The sequence below is a fragment of the Bacillus sp. KS1 genome, assembly GCF_020075515.1.
Taxonomy (GTDB): Bacteria; Bacillota; Bacilli; order Bacillales; family Bacillaceae; genus Bacillus; species Bacillus velezensis.
In genome coordinates this window covers 186,481-203,930 of the sequence record NZ_JACAWW010000019.1, presented here as the reverse complement: position 1 = coordinate 203,930, position 17,450 = coordinate 186,481, and the positions used below count along the sequence as shown (strand labels likewise).

The 17,450-nt window shown below is 50.1% G+C and carries 15 protein-coding genes; 4 read left to right on the top strand and 11 right to left on the bottom strand.

Going from position 1 to position 17,450, the window contains the following annotated elements:
• Positions 1-6: 6 nt before the first annotated feature.
• Positions 7-1,041: a phenylalanine--tRNA ligase subunit alpha gene (gene pheS, locus HWY38_RS14695; RefSeq protein WP_224182114.1), complete on the bottom strand. Its 1,035-nt coding sequence runs from the start codon at positions 1,039-1,041 to the stop codon at positions 7-9.
• Between the two features lie 361 nt (positions 1,042-1,402).
• Positions 1,403-2,149, bottom strand: coding sequence for a TrmH family RNA methyltransferase (locus HWY38_RS14690; protein WP_007408111.1), 747 nt, complete (start codon positions 2,147-2,149; stop codon positions 1,403-1,405).
• A gap of 120 nt (positions 2,150-2,269) precedes the next feature.
• On the opposite strand from HWY38_RS14690, the gene sspI reads away from it, so the two are divergent.
• From sspI to HWY38_RS14670, 4 genes are all read left to right on the top strand, one after another.
• Positions 2,270-2,485, top strand: a complete 216-nt coding sequence (gene sspI / locus HWY38_RS14685) for a small acid-soluble spore protein SspI (protein WP_003152527.1) — start codon at positions 2,270-2,272, stop codon at positions 2,483-2,485.
• A 61-nt stretch (positions 2,486-2,546) separates the two neighbouring features.
• Complete coding sequence (locus tag HWY38_RS14680; RefSeq protein ID WP_029326040.1) at positions 2,547-3,632, top strand: CdaR family transcriptional regulator; 1,086 nt, start codon at positions 2,547-2,549, stop codon at positions 3,630-3,632.
• 99 nt (positions 3,633-3,731) lie between these two features.
• The gene (glcD, locus tag HWY38_RS14675) at positions 3,732-5,144 is read left to right on the top strand and encodes a glycolate oxidase subunit GlcD (protein ID WP_224182113.1); all 1,413 of its coding nucleotides are present in this window, start codon (positions 3,732-3,734) and stop codon (positions 5,142-5,144) included.
• On the top strand, positions 5,141-6,469 hold the full coding sequence (locus HWY38_RS14670) for a (Fe-S)-binding protein (RefSeq protein ID WP_224182112.1): 1,329 nt from the start codon (positions 5,141-5,143) through the stop codon (positions 6,467-6,469). The genes glcD and HWY38_RS14670 overlap by 4 nt, the downstream gene beginning before the upstream one ends.
• A 69-nt stretch (positions 6,470-6,538) precedes the next feature.
• Here the strand turns inward: HWY38_RS14670 and cstA are convergent, their stop codons facing one another.
• The 9 genes from cstA to araB form a co-directional block, all read right to left on the bottom strand.
• Complete coding sequence (cstA, locus tag HWY38_RS14665) at positions 6,539-8,335, bottom strand: carbon starvation protein CstA (protein ID WP_012118141.1); 1,797 nt, start codon at positions 8,333-8,335, stop codon at positions 6,539-6,541.
• 109 nt (positions 8,336-8,444) lie between these two features.
• Positions 8,445-9,944, bottom strand: a complete 1,500-nt coding sequence (locus HWY38_RS14660; RefSeq protein WP_224182111.1) for an alpha-N-arabinofuranosidase — start codon at positions 9,942-9,944, stop codon at positions 8,445-8,447.
• A 16-nt stretch (positions 9,945-9,960) separates the two neighbouring features.
• A complete protein-coding gene (locus HWY38_RS14655) occupies positions 9,961-10,788 on the bottom strand; it encodes a carbohydrate ABC transporter permease (RefSeq protein WP_007612991.1) in 828 nt (275 codons plus the stop codon).
• An 18-nt stretch (positions 10,789-10,806) separates the two neighbouring features.
• Positions 10,807-11,748 carry a carbohydrate ABC transporter permease gene (locus HWY38_RS14650; protein WP_007612994.1) on the bottom strand — a complete coding sequence of 314 codons (942 nt, stop codon included), beginning with the start codon at positions 11,746-11,748 and terminating at the stop codon, positions 10,807-10,809.
• A gap of 41 nt (positions 11,749-11,789) precedes the next feature.
• Positions 11,790-13,085: an ABC transporter substrate-binding protein gene (locus HWY38_RS14645; RefSeq protein ID WP_224182110.1), complete on the bottom strand. Its 1,296-nt coding sequence runs from the start codon at positions 13,083-13,085 to the stop codon at positions 11,790-11,792.
• 31 nt (positions 13,086-13,116) lie between these two features.
• A complete protein-coding gene (locus HWY38_RS14640) occupies positions 13,117-14,301 on the bottom strand; it encodes a sn-glycerol-1-phosphate dehydrogenase (protein ID WP_224182109.1) in 1,185 nt (394 codons plus the stop codon).
• The gene (locus HWY38_RS14635) at positions 14,298-15,104 is read right to left on the bottom strand and encodes an HAD-IIA family hydrolase (protein ID WP_396021785.1); all 807 of its coding nucleotides are present in this window, start codon (positions 15,102-15,104) and stop codon (positions 14,298-14,300) included. Before HWY38_RS14635 ends, HWY38_RS14640 begins: the two co-directional genes overlap by 4 nt.
• Complete coding sequence (araD, locus tag HWY38_RS14630; RefSeq protein WP_003152509.1) at positions 15,082-15,771, bottom strand: L-ribulose-5-phosphate 4-epimerase; 690 nt, start codon at positions 15,769-15,771, stop codon at positions 15,082-15,084. Before araD ends, HWY38_RS14635 begins: the two co-directional genes overlap by 23 nt.
• Positions 15,764-17,449 (bottom strand): ribulokinase, encoded by a 1,686-nt coding sequence (gene araB / locus HWY38_RS14625; RefSeq protein ID WP_224182108.1) that lies wholly within the window; start codon positions 17,447-17,449, stop codon positions 15,764-15,766. The genes araD and araB overlap by 8 nt, the downstream gene beginning before the upstream one ends.
• Position 17,450 lies beyond the last annotated feature (1 nt).

Here is a 17,450-nt window from a genome sequence, read left to right as displayed (position 1 = left end):
CTCCTCTTACGCCTGTTTAAACTGCGAAATGAATCTGACATCATTGGTATAGAAATGGCGGATATCTTCAATGCCGTATTTCAGCATCGCGATACGTTCAACACCCATTCCGAAAGCAAAACCCTGGTATTCCTCAGGATTGAATCCGGCCATCTTCAGCACGTTCGGATGAACCATGCCGGCGCCGAGAATTTCGATCCAGCCTGTTTTTTTGCAGACGGAGCAGCCTTGTCCGCCGCACTTAAAGCAGGTCACATCCACCTCGACAGAAGGCTCTGTGAATGGGAAAAAGCTCGGACGGAGCCTGATTTCACGATCTTGGCCGAACATTTTTTTGGCGACCAATTCAAGCGTGCCTTTCAGATCGCTCATGCTGATTTCGCGGTCGACGACGAGACCCTCGATCTGCATGAACTGATGGGAATGTGTCGCGTCATCGTTGTCGCGGCGATACACTTTACCGGGACAAATGATTTTGACGGGGCCTTTTCCTTTATGCTTTTCCATCGTGCGCGTCTGCACCGGTGACGTCTGCGTTCTCATCAGCATTTCTTCTGTAATGTAAAAGCTGTCCTGCATGTCGCGGGCCGGATGTTCCTTCGGCAGGTTCAGCGCCTCAAAGTTGTAATAATCCGTTTCCACTTCAGGGCCTTCTTCGACGGTATATCCCATACCGATAAATAAATCTTCAATTTCTTCAATAACGACCGTCAGCGGATGGCGTCCGCCGATGTTTACCTGACTGCCCGGCAATGTGACGTCAATCGTCTGGCTGCTGAGTTTTTTATTCATCTCTTCTTGTTCAAGCTGTTCATTTTTTGCCGTAATGGCTGCTGCAATGCGCTCTCTCACTTCATTGGCGAGCGCTCCCATTTTCGGGCGCTCTTCGGCGGACAGTTTGCCCATGCCGCGGAGAACTTCTGTAATCGGCCCTTTTTTTCCGAGATATTGCACCCGAATGTCGTTAACTTCTTTTAATGAACCCGCCGCTTCTACTTTTTCTGCAGCTTCCAGTTCGAGCTGTTTAAGCTTCTCTTCCATCATGCATCCTCCTTTTATGTAAACCAAACCGTTCTATGCCTTTTTCAGAAAACAAAAAAACCCGCCCCTTGAGAGAAGGGACGAGTTGTGGCCGCGGTACCACCCTTTTTAAGGCAGACTTCATCTGCCGACAGCTTCATTGACATAACGGAAACGATCGTTCCGGTTCACCTTTACGCGCGTTTGGCGCGGTCCCGGTGACAACTCGAGAGGTGAAAATCAATTTTTGTGCTGCGATAAAAATGCTCTCAGTCAGCGGCATTTTCTCCCTGGAAGGCAGTGTGTGCAAAAATTGACGTCCTCTGTCACGGTTTTTACATTATTGCTATCTATTATAGTGAAATCCAAGGCTTTTCGCAACCTATCCTCTGAGATGATAAACGAGGATGGCGGCCGCCACCGCCACATTCAGCGATTCCGCCTGTCCGTACAGCGGAACGTACAGGTTGAGATCGGTTTTTTGCAGAAGGCCGGCGTCCACTCCCGCCCCCTCGTTCCCGACGATTAACGCGAACGATTCTTCAGGCTTCACGCTTTGATAAGCCGCACCGTTTTCAAGCGCCGTGCCGTAGATCGCGACGCCTTGTGATTTCAGCTCAGCGGTAAACTCATCAAGCGGACGTTTCAAAATGGGAATATGAAAATGAGAACCTTGTGCTGAACGCAGCGTTTTTCCATTGTACGGGTCTGCTGTTCCCTCACCAAGGACAACGGCGTCGATCCCCGCCGCATCTGCCGTTCTGATCATTGTTCCTAAATTCCCCGGGTCCTGCACGGCATCAATCAGAAGCAGCCGCTTCAGCTGATCAGGCTGCTTATCCGGCATATGGCAGACCGCGGCGATCCGCTGCGGCGTTTCCGTTTCCGTCACGGCTGAAAACGCGTCTTCGCTCAGCACGTAGCACGGAATGCTCATGTCCAGGTCGGCCGGGATGGCGCTCTCATCGTTTACGAGAATTTCTTTTACCGTTCCCTTTGATTTGAGCGCTTCTTCTGCCAGATGCTCTCCTTCTATCAGAAATGTATTCGTTTTAAGTCTCTCTTTTTTTGTGTGAAGTTTTTTCCAGTCCTTCACTTTTTGGTTTTTTGCAGAGTCGATTCGTTTCACTTTATGTCTGTGCTCTCCTTTTTTCATGCATGTTGTTATTATATCTTAAGAACAGCACATAATAAACCGCGTGCGCGGTAAGAATATGCGTATCACATTCAGAAAAAAGGAGCGGTTGTAATGGATCTTAATTTACGCAACGCCGTTATTGCCAATGTAACCGGCAATAACCAGGATCAGCTGGAGCATACTATCGTTGACGCCATCCAAAGCGGTGAAGAAAAAATGCTTCCGGGCCTCGGCGTCTTATTCGAAGTTCTTTGGCAGCATGCGTCGGACTCAGAAAAAAATGAAATGCTCAAAACACTTGAAGGCGGATTAAAACCTGCGCAATAAACATGAACCGGGTGATGGGACACCCGGTTTTTTTTGTATAATAATGGCGAGGGGGATCGCCATGCAGTTACAGCCGGAACTGGCAAAGAAATTGATTGCCGAAGTCAAACATATGTACAGCCGCGAAGTGATTATTGCCGATACAAAAGGAATGATCATCGCGGGCACGAACGAGGCGCGCGCCGGATGGTTTCATGAAGGCGCACTGATCTGCGCGCGCGAAAAACGGAATGTCATCATTACGAAAGAAGATGAAAAACGGCTCGAGGGCGTAAAAGCAGGACTGAACCTCCCCGTTTTTTCAGGCCATGAAGTGATCGGAGTATTCGGCCTGACAGGAGACCCTGACGATATCCTGCCTTTCGGAGAATTGCTCAGAAAAATGACGGAGCTGTTTATTAAAGAAACGCGCCATATGGAAGAAGCGCAGTGGCGTGCGAGAATGCTTGAATCCTTTATGGTTGATTGGCTGCAGCTGAAAGAATGGTCTCCGGGCTTTTTAGAAAAAGCAAAGCTCATCGGCGCAGACCTTCACGCATACCGCCGGATCATACTCATTCAAGGCCGTTATGAGCAATATAAAGCGGAGGAGCTCGGGCGGCTCTGGCAGTACGAATGCCCTGAAGACCTGTTTGTCCGCTGGGGAAATGAACGCATTCTCATTAATCATGAAGCAAATTCGGCTTCCAAAACACAGCTCATTAAAAAGATCGGCGCCGTTTTCGGGCAGCCTGTCACCGCCGGCATCGGACGGATCGTTCCGGGAGAGCGCCTCACGGAATCATACGAACAGGCGGATAAAGCACTTTCAGCCGGAATCGGTGACAAGCAGGCCGTCTTTGAAGAAGATTTAAAACTGGATATGTGTCTTGCCGATATCACACCCGGTACGAGGTCGGAATTTTCACGGCGGGTTCTCGAACATGTACTCGGCCGGGAAGAACTTCTGGATACGCTGCGCGCCTTTTTCGACCGGCAATTATCGTTAAAGCGCACCGCCGACGACATGCATATTCATATCAATACATTGCGCTACCGCCTTTCCAAACTGGAATCACTGACAAATATGAAGCTTGACCGCCCTGAAGACATAACGGCTTTTTATTTGGCGCTGCGCTTTTTAGATCAACATACAAAAAGCACGTAATCATATCATCATTTTTCATATGTTTCTCCATAGTGTGCGGAATCGTTTTTCTTTACAATTAAATGAAAACGTTTTTCTTATCAGGGAGGTTGGGAGAACATGATTTCACGAGAGGCAAAAGAAGCGTTCATCCGGACGGTCGGGAAGGAGAATTATGATGATTCAGCGGCGGGCCGTCTTGTGTATTCTTATGATGCGGCTCCTCAGCTGCAAGCCATGCCGGATGCGGTCATCGCCCCCCGCAGCGCGGATGACGTGTCCCGTATATTAACGATTTGCAGCAGGCATGACATTCCGATCGTGCCGAGGGGTTCAGGCACAAACTTATGCGGCGGCACATGTCCCACTGAAGGCGGGCTTGTGCTTTTATTCAAACATATGAACCGCATTCTGGAAATCGATGAAGAAAATTTGACGGCAACCGTCCAGCCGGGCGTGATCACGCAAGATATGATCCGTGCGGTTGAACAAAAAGGTTTATTTTATCCGCCTGATCCGAGCAGCATGAAAATATCGACGATCGGCGGGAATATTAATGAAAATTCCGGCGGGCTGCGCGGTTTGAAGTACGGCGTCACCCGGGATTATGTCCTCGGCCTTGAAGCCGTCTTGGCTTCAGGCGATATCATCCGCACAGGAGGAAAGCTGACAAAGGATGTCGCCGGTTATGATCTGACCCGGCTTTTCGTCGGATCAGAAGGGACGCTCGGCGTTGTGACGGAAGCGACTTTAAAGCTGGTTCCGAAGCCGGAAACGAAAAAAACGCTGCTTGCACTCTATGAACATATTGAAGCGGCCGCGGAATCTGTTTCTGCCATCATCGCTGAAAAAATCATTCCGGCGACACTCGAATTTCTGGATCAGCCGACACTGCAGGTCATTGAAGATTACGCCAAGATCGGGCTTCCGACCGACGCAAAAGCGGTGCTGCTGATCGAACAGGACGGTGACAGCGACACGGTCAGACGCGATATGGAAAAAATCGAAGCGATTTGTAAAAACGGAGCAGCCGTATCCGTCCAAACGGCTGAAACCGAGGAAGAGGCATTCGCGCTTACAGAGGCCAGACGGTCCGCATTATCAGCCCTTGCCCGGCTGAAACCGACAACGATTCTGGAAGATGCGACCGTGCCGAGATCACAAATTGCCAGCATGGTCAAAGCCATTAACGAGATTGCAGAAACATACGGCTTGTCCATCTGCACATTCGGCCATGCCGGAGACGGCAACCTCCATCCGACGTGCACCACCGATATCCGGAATACAGAGGAGATGGAACGTGTCGAAAAAGCTTTTGCCGCCATTTTTGAAAAAGCGATTGAGCTGGGCGGAACGATAACGGGTGAACACGGGGTCGGCATCGTAAAAGCGCCGTATTTAGAAATGAAGCTGAAAACAGAAGGCATCACCGCCATGAAAGCGATCAAACAAGCGCTTGATCCCCAAAATCTGCTGAATCCGGGAAAAATATTCGCCAATTCATCAAGGAAACGCGTGGTGGTGATGAAATGACCACGGCTAAAGAGCAGAAACAAATTCAAACAGAATTCAAAAACCGCATGGATGAAGGTGAATTGCTGAACTGTATGCGCTGCGGCTTCTGCCTTCCTTCCTGTCCGACCTATATCGAATCGGGATTTCAAGAATCCCATTCGCCGCGCGGCCGGATCGCCCTGATGAAAGCCGTCACTGACGGACTGATTGAGCCTGATGAAGATGTCGAGCGCTCACTTTCGCTGTGTCTCGGATGCCGGGCATGCGAGCCCGTTTGTCCGGCAGGGGTCAATTACGGACAGCTGCTTGAAGAAGCGAGGGATATCATTCATCAAAATAAAAAACATAAGCCGGGCGTGCGCCTCTTGCGGAAAGCCGCCTTCACCGGGCTTTTCCCTCATCAAAACCGCATGCAGACAGCCGTGAATCTTCTCGGAATATACCAAAGATCGGGACTGCAGACCGCCGTCAGAAAAACCGGTATGCTGCGCGTTTTGCCAGAGCATCTGCGCACAATGGAACAAGTGCTCCCGCCCGTCCCGAAACGGAAAGACATGAAGGAACGGCCGCGTTTTCTTCCTGCCGCGGGTCCCGTCCAAAAACGGGCCGCTTTTTTCTCGGGCTGCTTAATGGATACAATGTTTTTAGCGACTAATCATGCGACAACGGCGCTTTTACAGGCGGCCGGATGTGAAATCGCGGTTCCGGACGGCCAGGCGTGCTGCGGCGCGCTTCACGGGCACAGCGGAGAAAAAGAGATGGGAAAAGAACTGGCCAAGCGGAATATCGCGGCTTTTGAAGCGCTTGACGCTGATTATATCATTACAAACGCCGGCGGATGCGGCGCCTTTCTTCAGGAATATCCGCATTTACTGAAAGATGAACCTGAATGGGCGGAACGTGCCGGACAATTCGTCCGGAAGCTCAAAGACTTTTCATCCGTACTGGTTGATCTGAAGTTCCATCAAAAAAACCTGCGGGCACAGTCTCCTCATATCGTCACATATCAGGACTCCTGCCATCTCCGCAATGTGATGCATACGTCAGAGGAACCGCGCACGCTTTTGAAAAGCATTAAAGGGGCTGAGTACAGAGAAATGGAAAAGGCCGACAGCTGCTGCGGGTCGGCAGGAATTTATAATATAACAGAGTCAGAGATGTCTATGAAAATATTAGACAGCAAGATGAAAGCCGCCGGAAAAACGGAGGCGGCCGTCATCGTGACAGCCAATCCCGGATGCCTTCTGCAAATGCAGCTCGGCATTTTGCGCGAAGGATTAACAGGCCGTGTCCGCGCGGTTCATTTGGCGGATTACCTTTTGGAAGCGGCGGATTTGTCATAAGATGAAAGCAGAGAGACCGAACGGCTCTCTGCTTTTTTATGATGCTGCAATGTTCGGACGGCCGCGGATTTATCCGGGTATTGAAGCTTCCAGTCTGGCACTCGGATCACGCCATACATTCGCCCATTTTTTCACAGCCGCAATGATAATCACAAGCCCGAGAATGAGCATGATAATGGATAAAACGCCATTCAGCACGTTGTATCCCGCCGCTTCGGGGTTCAAATACACATACCGCACCATCCAATAACCCGCATAGTTGACGGTCACATACAAATAAGCGAGAGGAATCAGGCATGTCAGCATATAGCGCCGCTTATCCGCTATTTTTAATACGACGGTCGCACCGATAATTAAGCCGACAGACGCCATAAGCTGATTGGATACGCCGAACAGCGCCCAAATGGAACTGATGTCGCCCGAATACAGAAGATAGCCCCACAGCAGGCAGGCGAGCGCGCTTGAGAAAATCGAGCCCGGCAGCCAGTCTGTTTTTTTCAGCGGCTTATAGACCTCTCCGAAAAACTCTTGAATCAAGTACCGGGCGACACGGGTTCCCGCATCAATCGCCGTTAAAATAAACACCGCTTCAAACATAATGACGAATTGAAAAAAGTATGAAGCCAAATGACTGAAAAACGGAATCTCCGTAAAGATATACGTCATTCCGACGGCAAGCGTAACGGCTCCGCCCGTTCTTCCTTCCAGACTGAGCCCGATTTCTTTGCTCAATTCAGGCAGATGGACGACATTCATCCCGAGGGTGCGGAATATTTCAGGCGTGCTGTTAATGGCAAAATAGTCGGCGGGCTCAAGAGCGGCAGCTGCAATGAGCGCCATAATTCCGACGAGACATTCCACAAGCATCGCTCCGAAAGCAACCGGCTTTATATCACTCCATTTATCCAGCATTTTCGGCGTTGTGCCGGAACCGACAAATGCATGAAAGCCCGAAATGGCGCCGCAGGCAATCGTTATTGAAATAAACGGCCAGACAGGACCCGCGATCACCGGCCCTCCGCCGTGAATAAACTCCGTCACGGCCGGGAATTTAATGGCGGGATTAACGAAAAAGACGCCTGCGATCAAAGCGGCAAAAACCCCGATTTTCATAAAACTGCTTAAATAGTCACGCGGAGCCAGCAAAAGCCAAACCGGAAGCGCCGCGGCGAAAAACGCATAAACAGGAAGCGCCACTGCAAGCGTTTTCGCATCCAGTGTCAGCATGTCCCCGAGAGCCGTTGTCTGCAGCCGCGGCCCGATGACAACACCGGCCATTAACAAAAGAAACCCGACAGTTGATGCGAGTTTGAGATTGCCCGTTTTTTTATAATAGAGGCCGACCCCCATCGCGATCGGAATCGTAATCCCCACCGCAAACGTTCCCCACGGGTTTTTCTCAAGCGCGTGCAGCACAACCATGGACAGCCCCGCCATCGTGATCGTAATGATAAACAGCATGGAGAGACCCGTGCAAAAACCCGCCACCGGGCCGAGCTCTTCTTTGGCGACTTCAGAAAGCGTTTTCCCGTTTTTCCGCATTGATGCAAACAATACGACAATATCGTGCACGGCTCCTCCGATCACTGCCCCGATTAACAGCCATAAAAGCCCGGGCAGATAGCCGAACTGAGCTGCCAGAATCGGTCCGACAAGCGGGCCGGCAGCGGCGATTGCTGCGAAGTGGTGGCCGAATGACACCCACTTATTCGTCGGCACATAATCTTTCCCGTCCTCAAGCACATGGGCCGGAGTCGGTGTCTGATCATTGATTTTTAATACTTTGACCATCATAAAGGTACCGTAAAGCCGATAGGCGATCGCTAAAATACATATAGACGCTATGACGATTGTAATCGCATTCATTTAATCCCAGCCCCTTTTCTCTTTTTCTAAATATTATCACAATTATCAGATAACAGCAGATGATTTTTACGTAAAAAAAGCCGGCGGCTAAGCCCGGCTTTTCGGAACGCTATTTTCCTGATAAACGGATGACATTCCAGGACAGCGGCGTAAAATGAGCCGTTATTCCTTCGGCGTTTGCGGAAGACGTCCCGTTGGAGTGCGGAATGACTTCTTTTCTGTTTTTTTGATTGGTCGCTTTCATATTCTGATGCTCCAGCACGATATGCTCAATAATGCGGTAATCTTCAAACCCTCTCAGCTTTATCTCCGTTTCCATCAGTTCCTTGCTTTTGTTGACGGCAAAAATGGTCAGTGCTTCATCCTCTTCATGGTAAACGGCCGCGGCATCAACATACGGCACATCCGTAAAATCCGCTGAGTCGTATTTCGGGGAAGTGACCAGCAGCTTCATTGAAGTCCCTCTCCCGTAGACAGAGGCGTGCATGTAAGGGTAAAAGATCGGCTGTCTCCATGCTTCTCCGCCCTTTTCAGTCATAATAGGCGCAATTACGTTGACAAGCTGGGCGAGACAGGCGATCTTTAGTCTGTCCGCATGCTGCAGCATCGTAATCAGCAGTGAACCGATCAACAGCGCATCTTCAAAATTGTAGATGTCTTCGAGAATCGGCCGGGCCGTAATCCATGGCTCCACTTTTTTATCCGCTTCATTTGAGTGATACCACACATTCCATTCATCTAAAGAAAGGTGAATCGTTTTTTTGCTGCGTTTTTTCGCTTTCATATAATCACATACGGCTGTGACGGATTTAATAAAATGGTCTAAATCCATCGACTTCGCCAAATAGTTTTCAAGATCATTTTCATGGTTGCCGTAATACGTATGCAGTGAGATGTAATCCACATGCTCGTACGTATGCTCAAGCACCTCGGCCTCCCACTCGATGAAGGACGGCATGCCGCTGTTTGAGCTTCCGCAAGCCACCAATTCGATCGTCGGGTCCGTCCATTTCATCACCTTTGCCGTTTCAGCGGCGAGCCGTCCGTATTCATGCGCCGTTTTATGACCGATCTGCCAAGGGCCGTCCATCTCATTTCCTAAGCACCATGTTTTGATGCCGTAAGGTTTTTCATATCCGTGCGATTTTCGTAAGTCGCTCCAGTACGACCCTTCAGGATGGTTGCAGTATTCGACGAGGTTCCGGGCGGCATCGATCCCTCTCGTCCCGAGATTGACCGCCATATTCACTTCGGCGTTCACTTTTTTCGCCCACGTTAAAAATTCATTCGTCCCCACTTCGTTCGTTTCTGTCGTCTGCCATGCCAAATCAAGCCTCCGCGGGCGGTCCTTTACCGGCCCGACGCCGTCCTCCCAATTGTAGCCTGAGAGAAAATTCCCTCCCGGATAGCGGATGAACGGCACTTGCAATTCTTTGATTAACTCCTGCACGTCTGTTCTGAACCCGTCCTTGTCGGCTTTCGGGTGTCCGGGCTCATAAATGCCTTCATACACCGCCCGGCCCATATGTTCTATAAATGATCCGTACATCCGTTTGTCCACTTCACCGATGATATATTCTTTATCTGCTGTAATCCCCGCTTTTTTCATTATTTCCTCCCTCTCTCTATCCCTTCACTCCGCCTACTGTGAGGCCGGAAATGAAGTATTTTTGGAAAAACAAGAATATGATGATCACCGGCAGTATCGCAAAAACGGACCCGGAAATCAGCATGTCATAGTTGTTGCCGTACGGACTCAGCAGCCCTGAAAGTCCGATTGGAAGCGTAAACATTTCTTTCGACCGAAGCACGATCAGCGGCCATAAAAAGTTATTCCAGCTGTTTAAAGATTGAAGAATGATCATTGCCCCGAATGCCGGTTTCATGAGCGGCGCCATAATTCTGAAAAAAATGCCGAATTCGGTACAGCCGTCCATTCTCGCTGAATCAAGCAGATCCTTTGGAAGTCCGAGCGCATATTGCCGGAAAAAGAACACGGCGACAGGCGACACTATAAACGGCAGAATCACCCCCGTATAAGAATCGATCAAATGAAGACCCACCGTCAATTTGAACAACGGAAGCATCATCACTTCAAGAGGCACCATCATAATGATCAGTACAAGAACGAAAATAATATTTCTGCCTTTAAATTCGTAGACACCGAGTCCGTAGCCGATCAAAGAGGAAAAAAACAGCGTGAGAACCGTGGTGAGAACACCGAGCAGCAGGCTGTTAAAAAACCATTTGAAATAAATGCTCCCCCCGTTAAACAAATAGGTGTAGTTATCAAGGCTCATCACATCCGGATCAAGACGCAGATTCAGCCCGATGCGCATCAGCTCAGATGACGGCTTTAATGAACCGAGCAATAGGCAGATCATCGGAAAGATATACAACAGGCTCAGCATGATAAAAAACAAGGTAAACGCGACTCTGTACACGGAAAACATGTGATTGTTACGCAACGCTTATCCCTCCCCTTTAAACGAACCGGACAGTTTCAGTGAAACAAGGCTGACTAGTAAGATGACAAGCAAAAGGACAATTCCGATTGCGGCCCCGTACCCCATTTCGTTGTATGCAAGCCCCTGCTGATATAAATAACCGACAAGTGTGAGGCCGATATTGCCCGGGGAATTATTCTGCCAAAGCACATAGCTTTCCTCAAACATTCTGAAACCACCGATAATACTGATCGTTAACACATAAACGGACACCGGCTTTAAAAATGGAAGGGTAATATGACGGAACTTTTTCCACGTACTCGCCCCGTCAATTTCAGCCGCTTCATACAATTCTTTCGGCACGTTTTGCAATCCGGCCAGAAAGTATAGAATGTTAATGCCCATCCACCTCCATGACGCAAGCAGCACCATTAAAAACATGCCGGTACCTTTGTTGTTGAGCCAGTTTTGGGGTGATGCGCCAAGCTTCATCATCAGCTCGTTTGCAAGCGACGTATTCATTTCTCCGAACATCAGACGGAAAATAATCCCCGCTACGATCGTCGATGTTAAAGCCGGTACAAACAGAGCCGATTTAAATACATTTCTGAACCTGACGAGCTTCGAATTCAGAATCACCGCCAAAAGAAGCGGCACCGGAATCAGCACGATCAGCGTCCAGAAGGTATATTCCAATGTGTTAAACAGTGCGGTGTAAAAGGTTGGATTAAGAAGAGCGGTATAATTGGAAAACCCGACAAATGTAATTTCTCCCGGCAGTATCCGCTGAAAGCTCATGATAAACACGCTGATGATCGGATACAAAAAGAAAACGAGAAACGAAATGATAAATGGCGCCGTAAAAAGATAAGGCGCCGCTTTTTTTGAATACAGCACATTGCGCCGGCGCGGCTTCTCCCGGACTGCAGAAACGGTTTGCGCTGTCTCTGTCTTTACAGGTCTCATAAAAGCTCCCCCGCTTTCACTGTTAAATAGGGCGGCTTCTCCTATTTCTCTAATTGCTCTGCCGCCTCGTCTAAGGCTTCCTTAGGTGTTTTTTCCTGCGTCTTCAGCGCATCGAACAGCACTTGTCTGACAACGAGATCAGCCGCTTTAGAGAAGTCTTCATGCAGATAAATCGGATTGAACTCATCTTTTATTTCAAGGAGCGAGGAAAAAATTGACGTACCGTTCCGGAAGAAATCCGTGTACTTGTTTTTCTCCTTCAATTCTTTTGAATCCCACACGTCCCAGCGGAGCGGGTCAAAGCCGAGCACCGTCCAAAGCTTTATGTTCCCTTCCTTTGAACCTTTCGCAAAACCGAGAAATTCTTTCGCGAGATTCAGATGTTCAGCCTGCTTCGGCACGACGGTGGCTGTTCCGCCTAAACCCGCTGATCTGTCACCGCCTTCTTTCCAGGCCGGCATAGGGTAAATCGCCATTTTTCCTTTTAAATCAGGCATATAATCGATAAACCGTCCCATGTACCAAATAGGCATCAGCACTGAGGCTGCCCCGCCCTGATTCATAAAACCGTAGTATTCTTCGCTGTGATGGCCGCCGCCGGGAGCCGGCAGAAGGGTTTTATCATTTACCATGTCCTTTACATAATTCAGTGTGTCTGTATTCGTCTTGCTGTTCAGAATCAATTTTCCGTTTTTGCTGTAGTAGCCTGACCCTTGCTGCGAAATCATGGATAGGAATGTGGCGGAGTCGTTTGTTTCAACCGTTCCCATCGGTTTCCCAGATGCTTCACGCACTTTTTTCCCTGCCCGCCGGTAATCTTCCCATGTCTTAATGGAGGCGGGATCAACGCCCGCTTTTTTCATGATATCCATGTTGTAAAACATGACGGTCGTCCCCACATGTGTATCAAGGCCGTACAATTTTCCGTTTTTGCTGTACAAGGCCAGACGCGCTTCCACAAACTTATCGCGGTCTTTTTCAATCAGCGGCGTCAGATCGGCAAGCGGGATATCCTTCCCCTTCAGAAAGTTCGAGAACCGGCTTAATTCCACGTCGGCTATATCGGGAAGCCCCTCACCCGCGATCAGCGAAACCGATAAATTATCATGCATTTGTCCATAAGGATAAACAACGGTATTCAGCTTGATTTTGCGCTCCGGATATTTCTGATTCCATTCTTTGACCATTTCCTGATAAAACTGTTCGTGCAGACCGTTAAACGTCCAAAACGTCAGCTCCGTTTCTCCCGGCCGGCCGGCAGTCCGTTCTTGTGAACAGCCGGCGGTAAACACGAAGAGCATCATCAGCACCAAACATACAGCGGTCGTTTTTTTCATGTCATTACCCCTTCCACTTTAGGCCGTGCGGCTATTGATGCAAATGATGTGCAAAGAGCGCTGCATTTTCATTTATGATGGTTAAACCGGTATAACGGTCCCGCAATGTGTGCGCATGCTTAAGCGCATCGCTGACAAGCTCCTTTTCCACACCGATCTCATCGAAACAGGCGGGACCTCCCGCAGATGCGAGCCACCCGGCAATTGTCTTGCCGTCGGGAAGCCCTTCATATGCAGAATGAATCGCCTCGCGAAAGTGCGGCGGCAGTTCGGCAAGCTTTTCGTGACAAGCCAGTTCTTTGTAAATATCACTCAGCACCGCGCACGCACAGCCGACCTTCGCACCGTGGAGAATCGGAGGCTGTTTTGCCTTCAGCATTTCCATCTCAATCCAATGCGAGATGTGATGCTCTCCTCCTGAGGCGGGGCGGGAGTGGTCAAGCGCAAGCATGACAAGACCCGAAACGATCAGCGCTTCCATCAGTATCTGAATGCCGGCCTCCGTTCCCATGGCAATGTCAGCGCGGTGATCAATGCACTGCCAAAGCGCGTCTTTCACAAGCTTCGCCCCGGCTTCTGAGTACGGCTCACCCGCAAGCCTGCGGGAAATCTCCCAATCTGCCAGCGATGTTATTTTTCCGATCATATCTCCGAAGCCCGCGGCTGTCATTGAACGGGGCGCTTCTTTTAATACATTCGTATCGGCAAATAAGGCGATCGGCGCTTTCGTTTGAATCGTCGTTTTGATTCCGTTTAATATGAGCGGCGCTCCAGCCGATGTAAAACCGTCGACTGACGGAGCGGTGGGGAATGAGATAAACGGCAATCCGCGCTGGCAGGCGGCAAACCGTGTAATGTCGTGAATCGTTCCTGAACCGGCCGCAATGATGACATCCGTCTCTTCCGCAATATTGATCAGCGTATAGACCAGTGTCCTCTCATCAGCCGCGGCGGCCCCGGCTTCATGCTCCGGAATGATGACTTTTGACGCTTTGATCCCGCCTGCCCTCAATTCGTCCGCAAGCAGACGTCCCGCCGCCTCGTACGTGTTCCGGTCACAGACGATGACCGGCTGATTCCAGCATTTTTTTTGCAGAAATCTGAGAAGCTTTTCTTTTGCATTCGCCCCGATCACGATATCTTCTATTTGAATCGGTGAGCGGCTGGCCCCTTCCTTGTCAAACTCGGATTGAATGTCCTCAGGAGAACGTTTCATAAAAGGATTCCCTCCTTCGCTAATCCTGTCAGGTCTTTAATAGAATCAAGGACGATGTCAGGTTCATATAGACGGGGCTCCCCAAGTTTGGCCGACCCCGTCAGAACTAATACACTTTTCATTCCGTACAGCCTGCCCATTGCGATATCAGATTCGAGGCTGTCTCCGATAATGGCGCATTCCTCAGGGGGAAGTCCGAGCGCTTCACATGCCGCCTCAGCCATCAGCCAAGACGGTTTGCCGATGACAAGCTCCGTTTTTGCTCCGGCGGATGCTTCAATGGCCCCGATCATTCCCGCGACGTCCATGGCATGGCCGCCTTCATTCGGAAAGGAGCGGTCCCGGTTCGTGGCGATGATGCGCGCACCGGAGGAGGCCGCCTTAAAAGCGAGATTCAGATCTTCGTAGGTGACGGTTTCATGCAGGGAGATGACAAGCCAGTCAGCCGCCTGCGGGTTTTGCGCCAAGGCGACACCCGCTAAAGCGAGTTCATCAGTCAGCCCTTTCTCTCCTAACACCCACACCTTTGACAAAGGATAATGCTTCTTTAAAAATGATGCCGTCACACTGGAGGACAGCACGATGCTCCGTTCATCCGTGCGGATACCGGCACCCAGCAGTTTCTTTCGGCACATTGCTCTTGATAGATTGCCGCGGTTGCTTAAAAAGACAACGGCTTTGCCCAGTGACTGAAGGGTATGAACGGCTTCTTTTGCGCCGTCAATCAGCTCTCGCCCCCTGAATACGGTTCCGTCTAAATCAATCAGAAACCCGGCTGCGTCAAGTTTGGCCATAATAAGCATTCGCCCCGTGTTTTCTGTAAAAATGCTTATCATGCAGCACTCTGTCGATCGGACTGAGCTGTTTGTTCAGCATAAGCGAATGGTAGGCCATTTCCGCTACCGTTTCGAGCACAACGGCGTTATGCAGGGCATTCAGCGCGTCCGTTCCCCAGCAGAACGGGCCGTGGCTGTGGACAAGGACACCCGGATTTTGTTCATACGGTTCGTTTTGAAAGGTTTCGGCTATGACTTTGCCTGTATGATATTCGTAATCTTTCACAATTTCTTCTTCATACATTTCCCTCGTACAGGGTATAGCGCTTTCAAAGTAATCCGCGTGAGTCGTACCGAGAGCGGGTATGTCTCTTCCGGACTGTGCCCAGCTCGTCGCCCAGCGGGAATGCGTATGAACGATTCCGCCGATAGCCGGAAACGCTTTATACAGATAAAGATGGGTCGGCGTGTCAGAAGACGGTTTCAGCGAGCCTTCGAGAATGTCTCCGTCCTCATTCAGGACGACCAGTTTGTCAGCGGTCAGCTCACTGTAATCGACACCGCTCGGTTTAATGACGATTCTCCCGCTCTCTCTGTCAATGCCGCTGACATTCCCCCATGTAAACGTGACAAGGTTATGTTCCTCAAGCTTCAGGTTGGCGGCGAGCACTTCTTCTTTTAACGCTTCAAGCATGGCGGCTCCCTCCTTTCGCAAAATCACGGTTTTTAATGGCTTTCAGGCGTTTCATGACATTGTTTTCTTTGCCGAAGTAGTGTACGAGCTCTTTATATTCCGCATATAAGCTGTCATAAATCTCAGCTCTTTCCCGGTTCGGGGCATAAAAGCCGTCTTTTAATTTCCCCATATGCGCACATGCTTCAGCAATATTGGAGAATCCCCCGTTTTCCCGTCCCGCGGCGAGCGCTCCGAAAATCGCGGAGCCCAGTGCAGGCGCCTGCGGAGACCCGGATAATTTAATATCCATATTTGTGACGTCTGCATAAATCTGCATGACAAACGGATTTTTTTCGGCGATTCCTCCGGCTGCGTAAAGCTCTTCGACCGGAACGCCGTTTTCCCGGAACGTTTCGATAATCATCCTCGTTCCGAACGCTGTCGCTTCAATCAATGCCCTGTAGATTTCTTCCGGCTTCGTGTGCAGCGTCATGCCGAGCATCATGCCCGTCAAATCGGCGTCCACCAAGGTTGACCGGTTTCCGTTCCACCAGTCAAGCGCGAGAAGGCCGCTTTCCCCGGGAACAAGTTCAGCTGCTTTTTTGCTGAGCAGCTCGTGAATGTCTATGTGTTTATCCTCAGCTTCCTTCTCATAGTCTCTCGGAACGCACGTTTTGACGAACCATTCAAAGTGGTCGCCGACACAGGACTGCCCCGCTTCATATCCCGCATATCCGGGCAAGATGCCGTTATTGACGACCCCGCACATACCGGGGACGATATGTTCTTCGTCGCCGAGCAGCACATGGCAGGTAGACGTTCCCATGATCATCAGCATTTTCCCCGGCTCTGTAATACCGACCGCGGGCACTGACACGTGAGCGTCGACATTGGCGACGGCAACGGCCGTCCCCGGCAAAAGCCCGGTCAGCTCCGCCATTTTTTCGGTCAAACCTCCTGCTTTTTCCCCGACTGAATAAATGGAGCCGCTTAATTTATCCTTTGTAATCGTTTTCATTAACGGGTTGAGCCTTTCGAAAAAATGATCCGGCGGATACCCCGTATCCTCATTCCAGATTGCTTTGTAGCCGGCCGTGCAGTTGCTTCGCTTCAATGAACCGCACAATTGATAGACGATCCAGTCTGCCGCTTCCACAATCTGATCTGCCGCCTTGTATATATGCGGCGCTTCTTCCGCGATTTGCATGATTTTCGGGATCATCCATTCGGAAGAAATTTTACCGCCGTATCTTTTAAGGAATGTTTCATTTGTGTATTCGGCAATCGTGTTCAAACGGTCTGCATGTTTTTGAGCTGCATGATGCTTCCACAGCTTCACATAACTGTGGGGCTCCCGTTCAAATTCCTGAAGCATACAAAGCGGCTGCCCCGCGCCGTCTATCGGCAAAATCGTGCAGGCGGTAAAATCAATTCCTATGCCGATCACGTCTTTTGGATCAGCGCCCGCCTGCTCAAGCAGGTTCGGAATCGCCGTTTCCAGAACTTCGATATAATCGGCAGGATGCTGAAGCGCCCAGTCCCGAGGAAGTTTTTCACCCGTCTTCGGCAGCGTGCGGTCGATGACGGCATGAGTGTATTCTTTTACCGCAGACGCGATTTCTTCGCCCGTGCGGACATTGACAAGCACCGCCCGGCCGGACAATGTGCCGAAATCAACACCAATCGTATACGCCATA

What these genes read in the sequence shown, in the direction of transcription:
- pheS (WP_224182114.1), bottom strand. Translation starts at nt 1,041, where the DNA reads ATGGAAGAGAAGCTTAAACAGCTCGAACTGGAAGCTGCAGAAAAAGTA.
- sspI (WP_003152527.1), top strand. Translation starts at nt 2,270, where the DNA reads ATGGATCTTAATTTACGCAACGCCGTTATTGCCAATGTAACCGGCAAT.
- HWY38_RS14680 (WP_029326040.1), top strand. Translation starts at nt 2,547, where the DNA reads ATGCAGTTACAGCCGGAACTGGCAAAGAAATTGATTGCCGAAGTCAAA.
- glcD (WP_224182113.1), top strand. Translation starts at nt 3,732, where the DNA reads ATGATTTCACGAGAGGCAAAAGAAGCGTTCATCCGGACGGTCGGGAAG.
- HWY38_RS14670 (WP_224182112.1), top strand. Translation starts at nt 5,141, where the DNA reads ATGACCACGGCTAAAGAGCAGAAACAAATTCAAACAGAATTCAAAAAC.
- cstA (WP_012118141.1), bottom strand. Translation starts at nt 8,335, where the DNA reads ATGAATGCGATTACAATCGTCATAGCGTCTATATGTATTTTAGCGATC.
- HWY38_RS14660 (WP_224182111.1), bottom strand. Translation starts at nt 9,944, where the DNA reads ATGAAAAAAGCGGGGATTACAGCAGATAAAGAATATATCATCGGTGAA.
- HWY38_RS14655 (WP_007612991.1), bottom strand. Translation starts at nt 10,788, where the DNA reads ATGTTTTCCGTGTACAGAGTCGCGTTTACCTTGTTTTTTATCATGCTG.
- HWY38_RS14650 (WP_007612994.1), bottom strand. Translation starts at nt 11,748, where the DNA reads ATGAGACCTGTAAAGACAGAGACAGCGCAAACCGTTTCTGCAGTCCGG.
- HWY38_RS14645 (WP_224182110.1), bottom strand. Translation starts at nt 13,085, where the DNA reads ATGAAAAAAACGACCGCTGTATGTTTGGTGCTGATGATGCTCTTCGTG.
- HWY38_RS14640 (WP_224182109.1), bottom strand. Translation starts at nt 14,301, where the DNA reads ATGAAACGTTCTCCTGAGGACATTCAATCCGAGTTTGACAAGGAAGGG.
- HWY38_RS14635 (WP_396021785.1), bottom strand. Translation starts at nt 15,104, where the DNA reads ATGCTTATTATGGCCAAACTTGACGCAGCCGGGTTTCTGATTGATTTA.
- araD (WP_003152509.1), bottom strand. Translation starts at nt 15,771, where the DNA reads ATGCTTGAAGCGTTAAAAGAAGAAGTGCTCGCCGCCAACCTGAAGCTT.
- araB (WP_224182108.1), bottom strand. Translation starts at nt 17,449, where the DNA reads ATGGCGTATACGATTGGTGTTGATTTCGGCACATTGTCCGGCCGGGCG.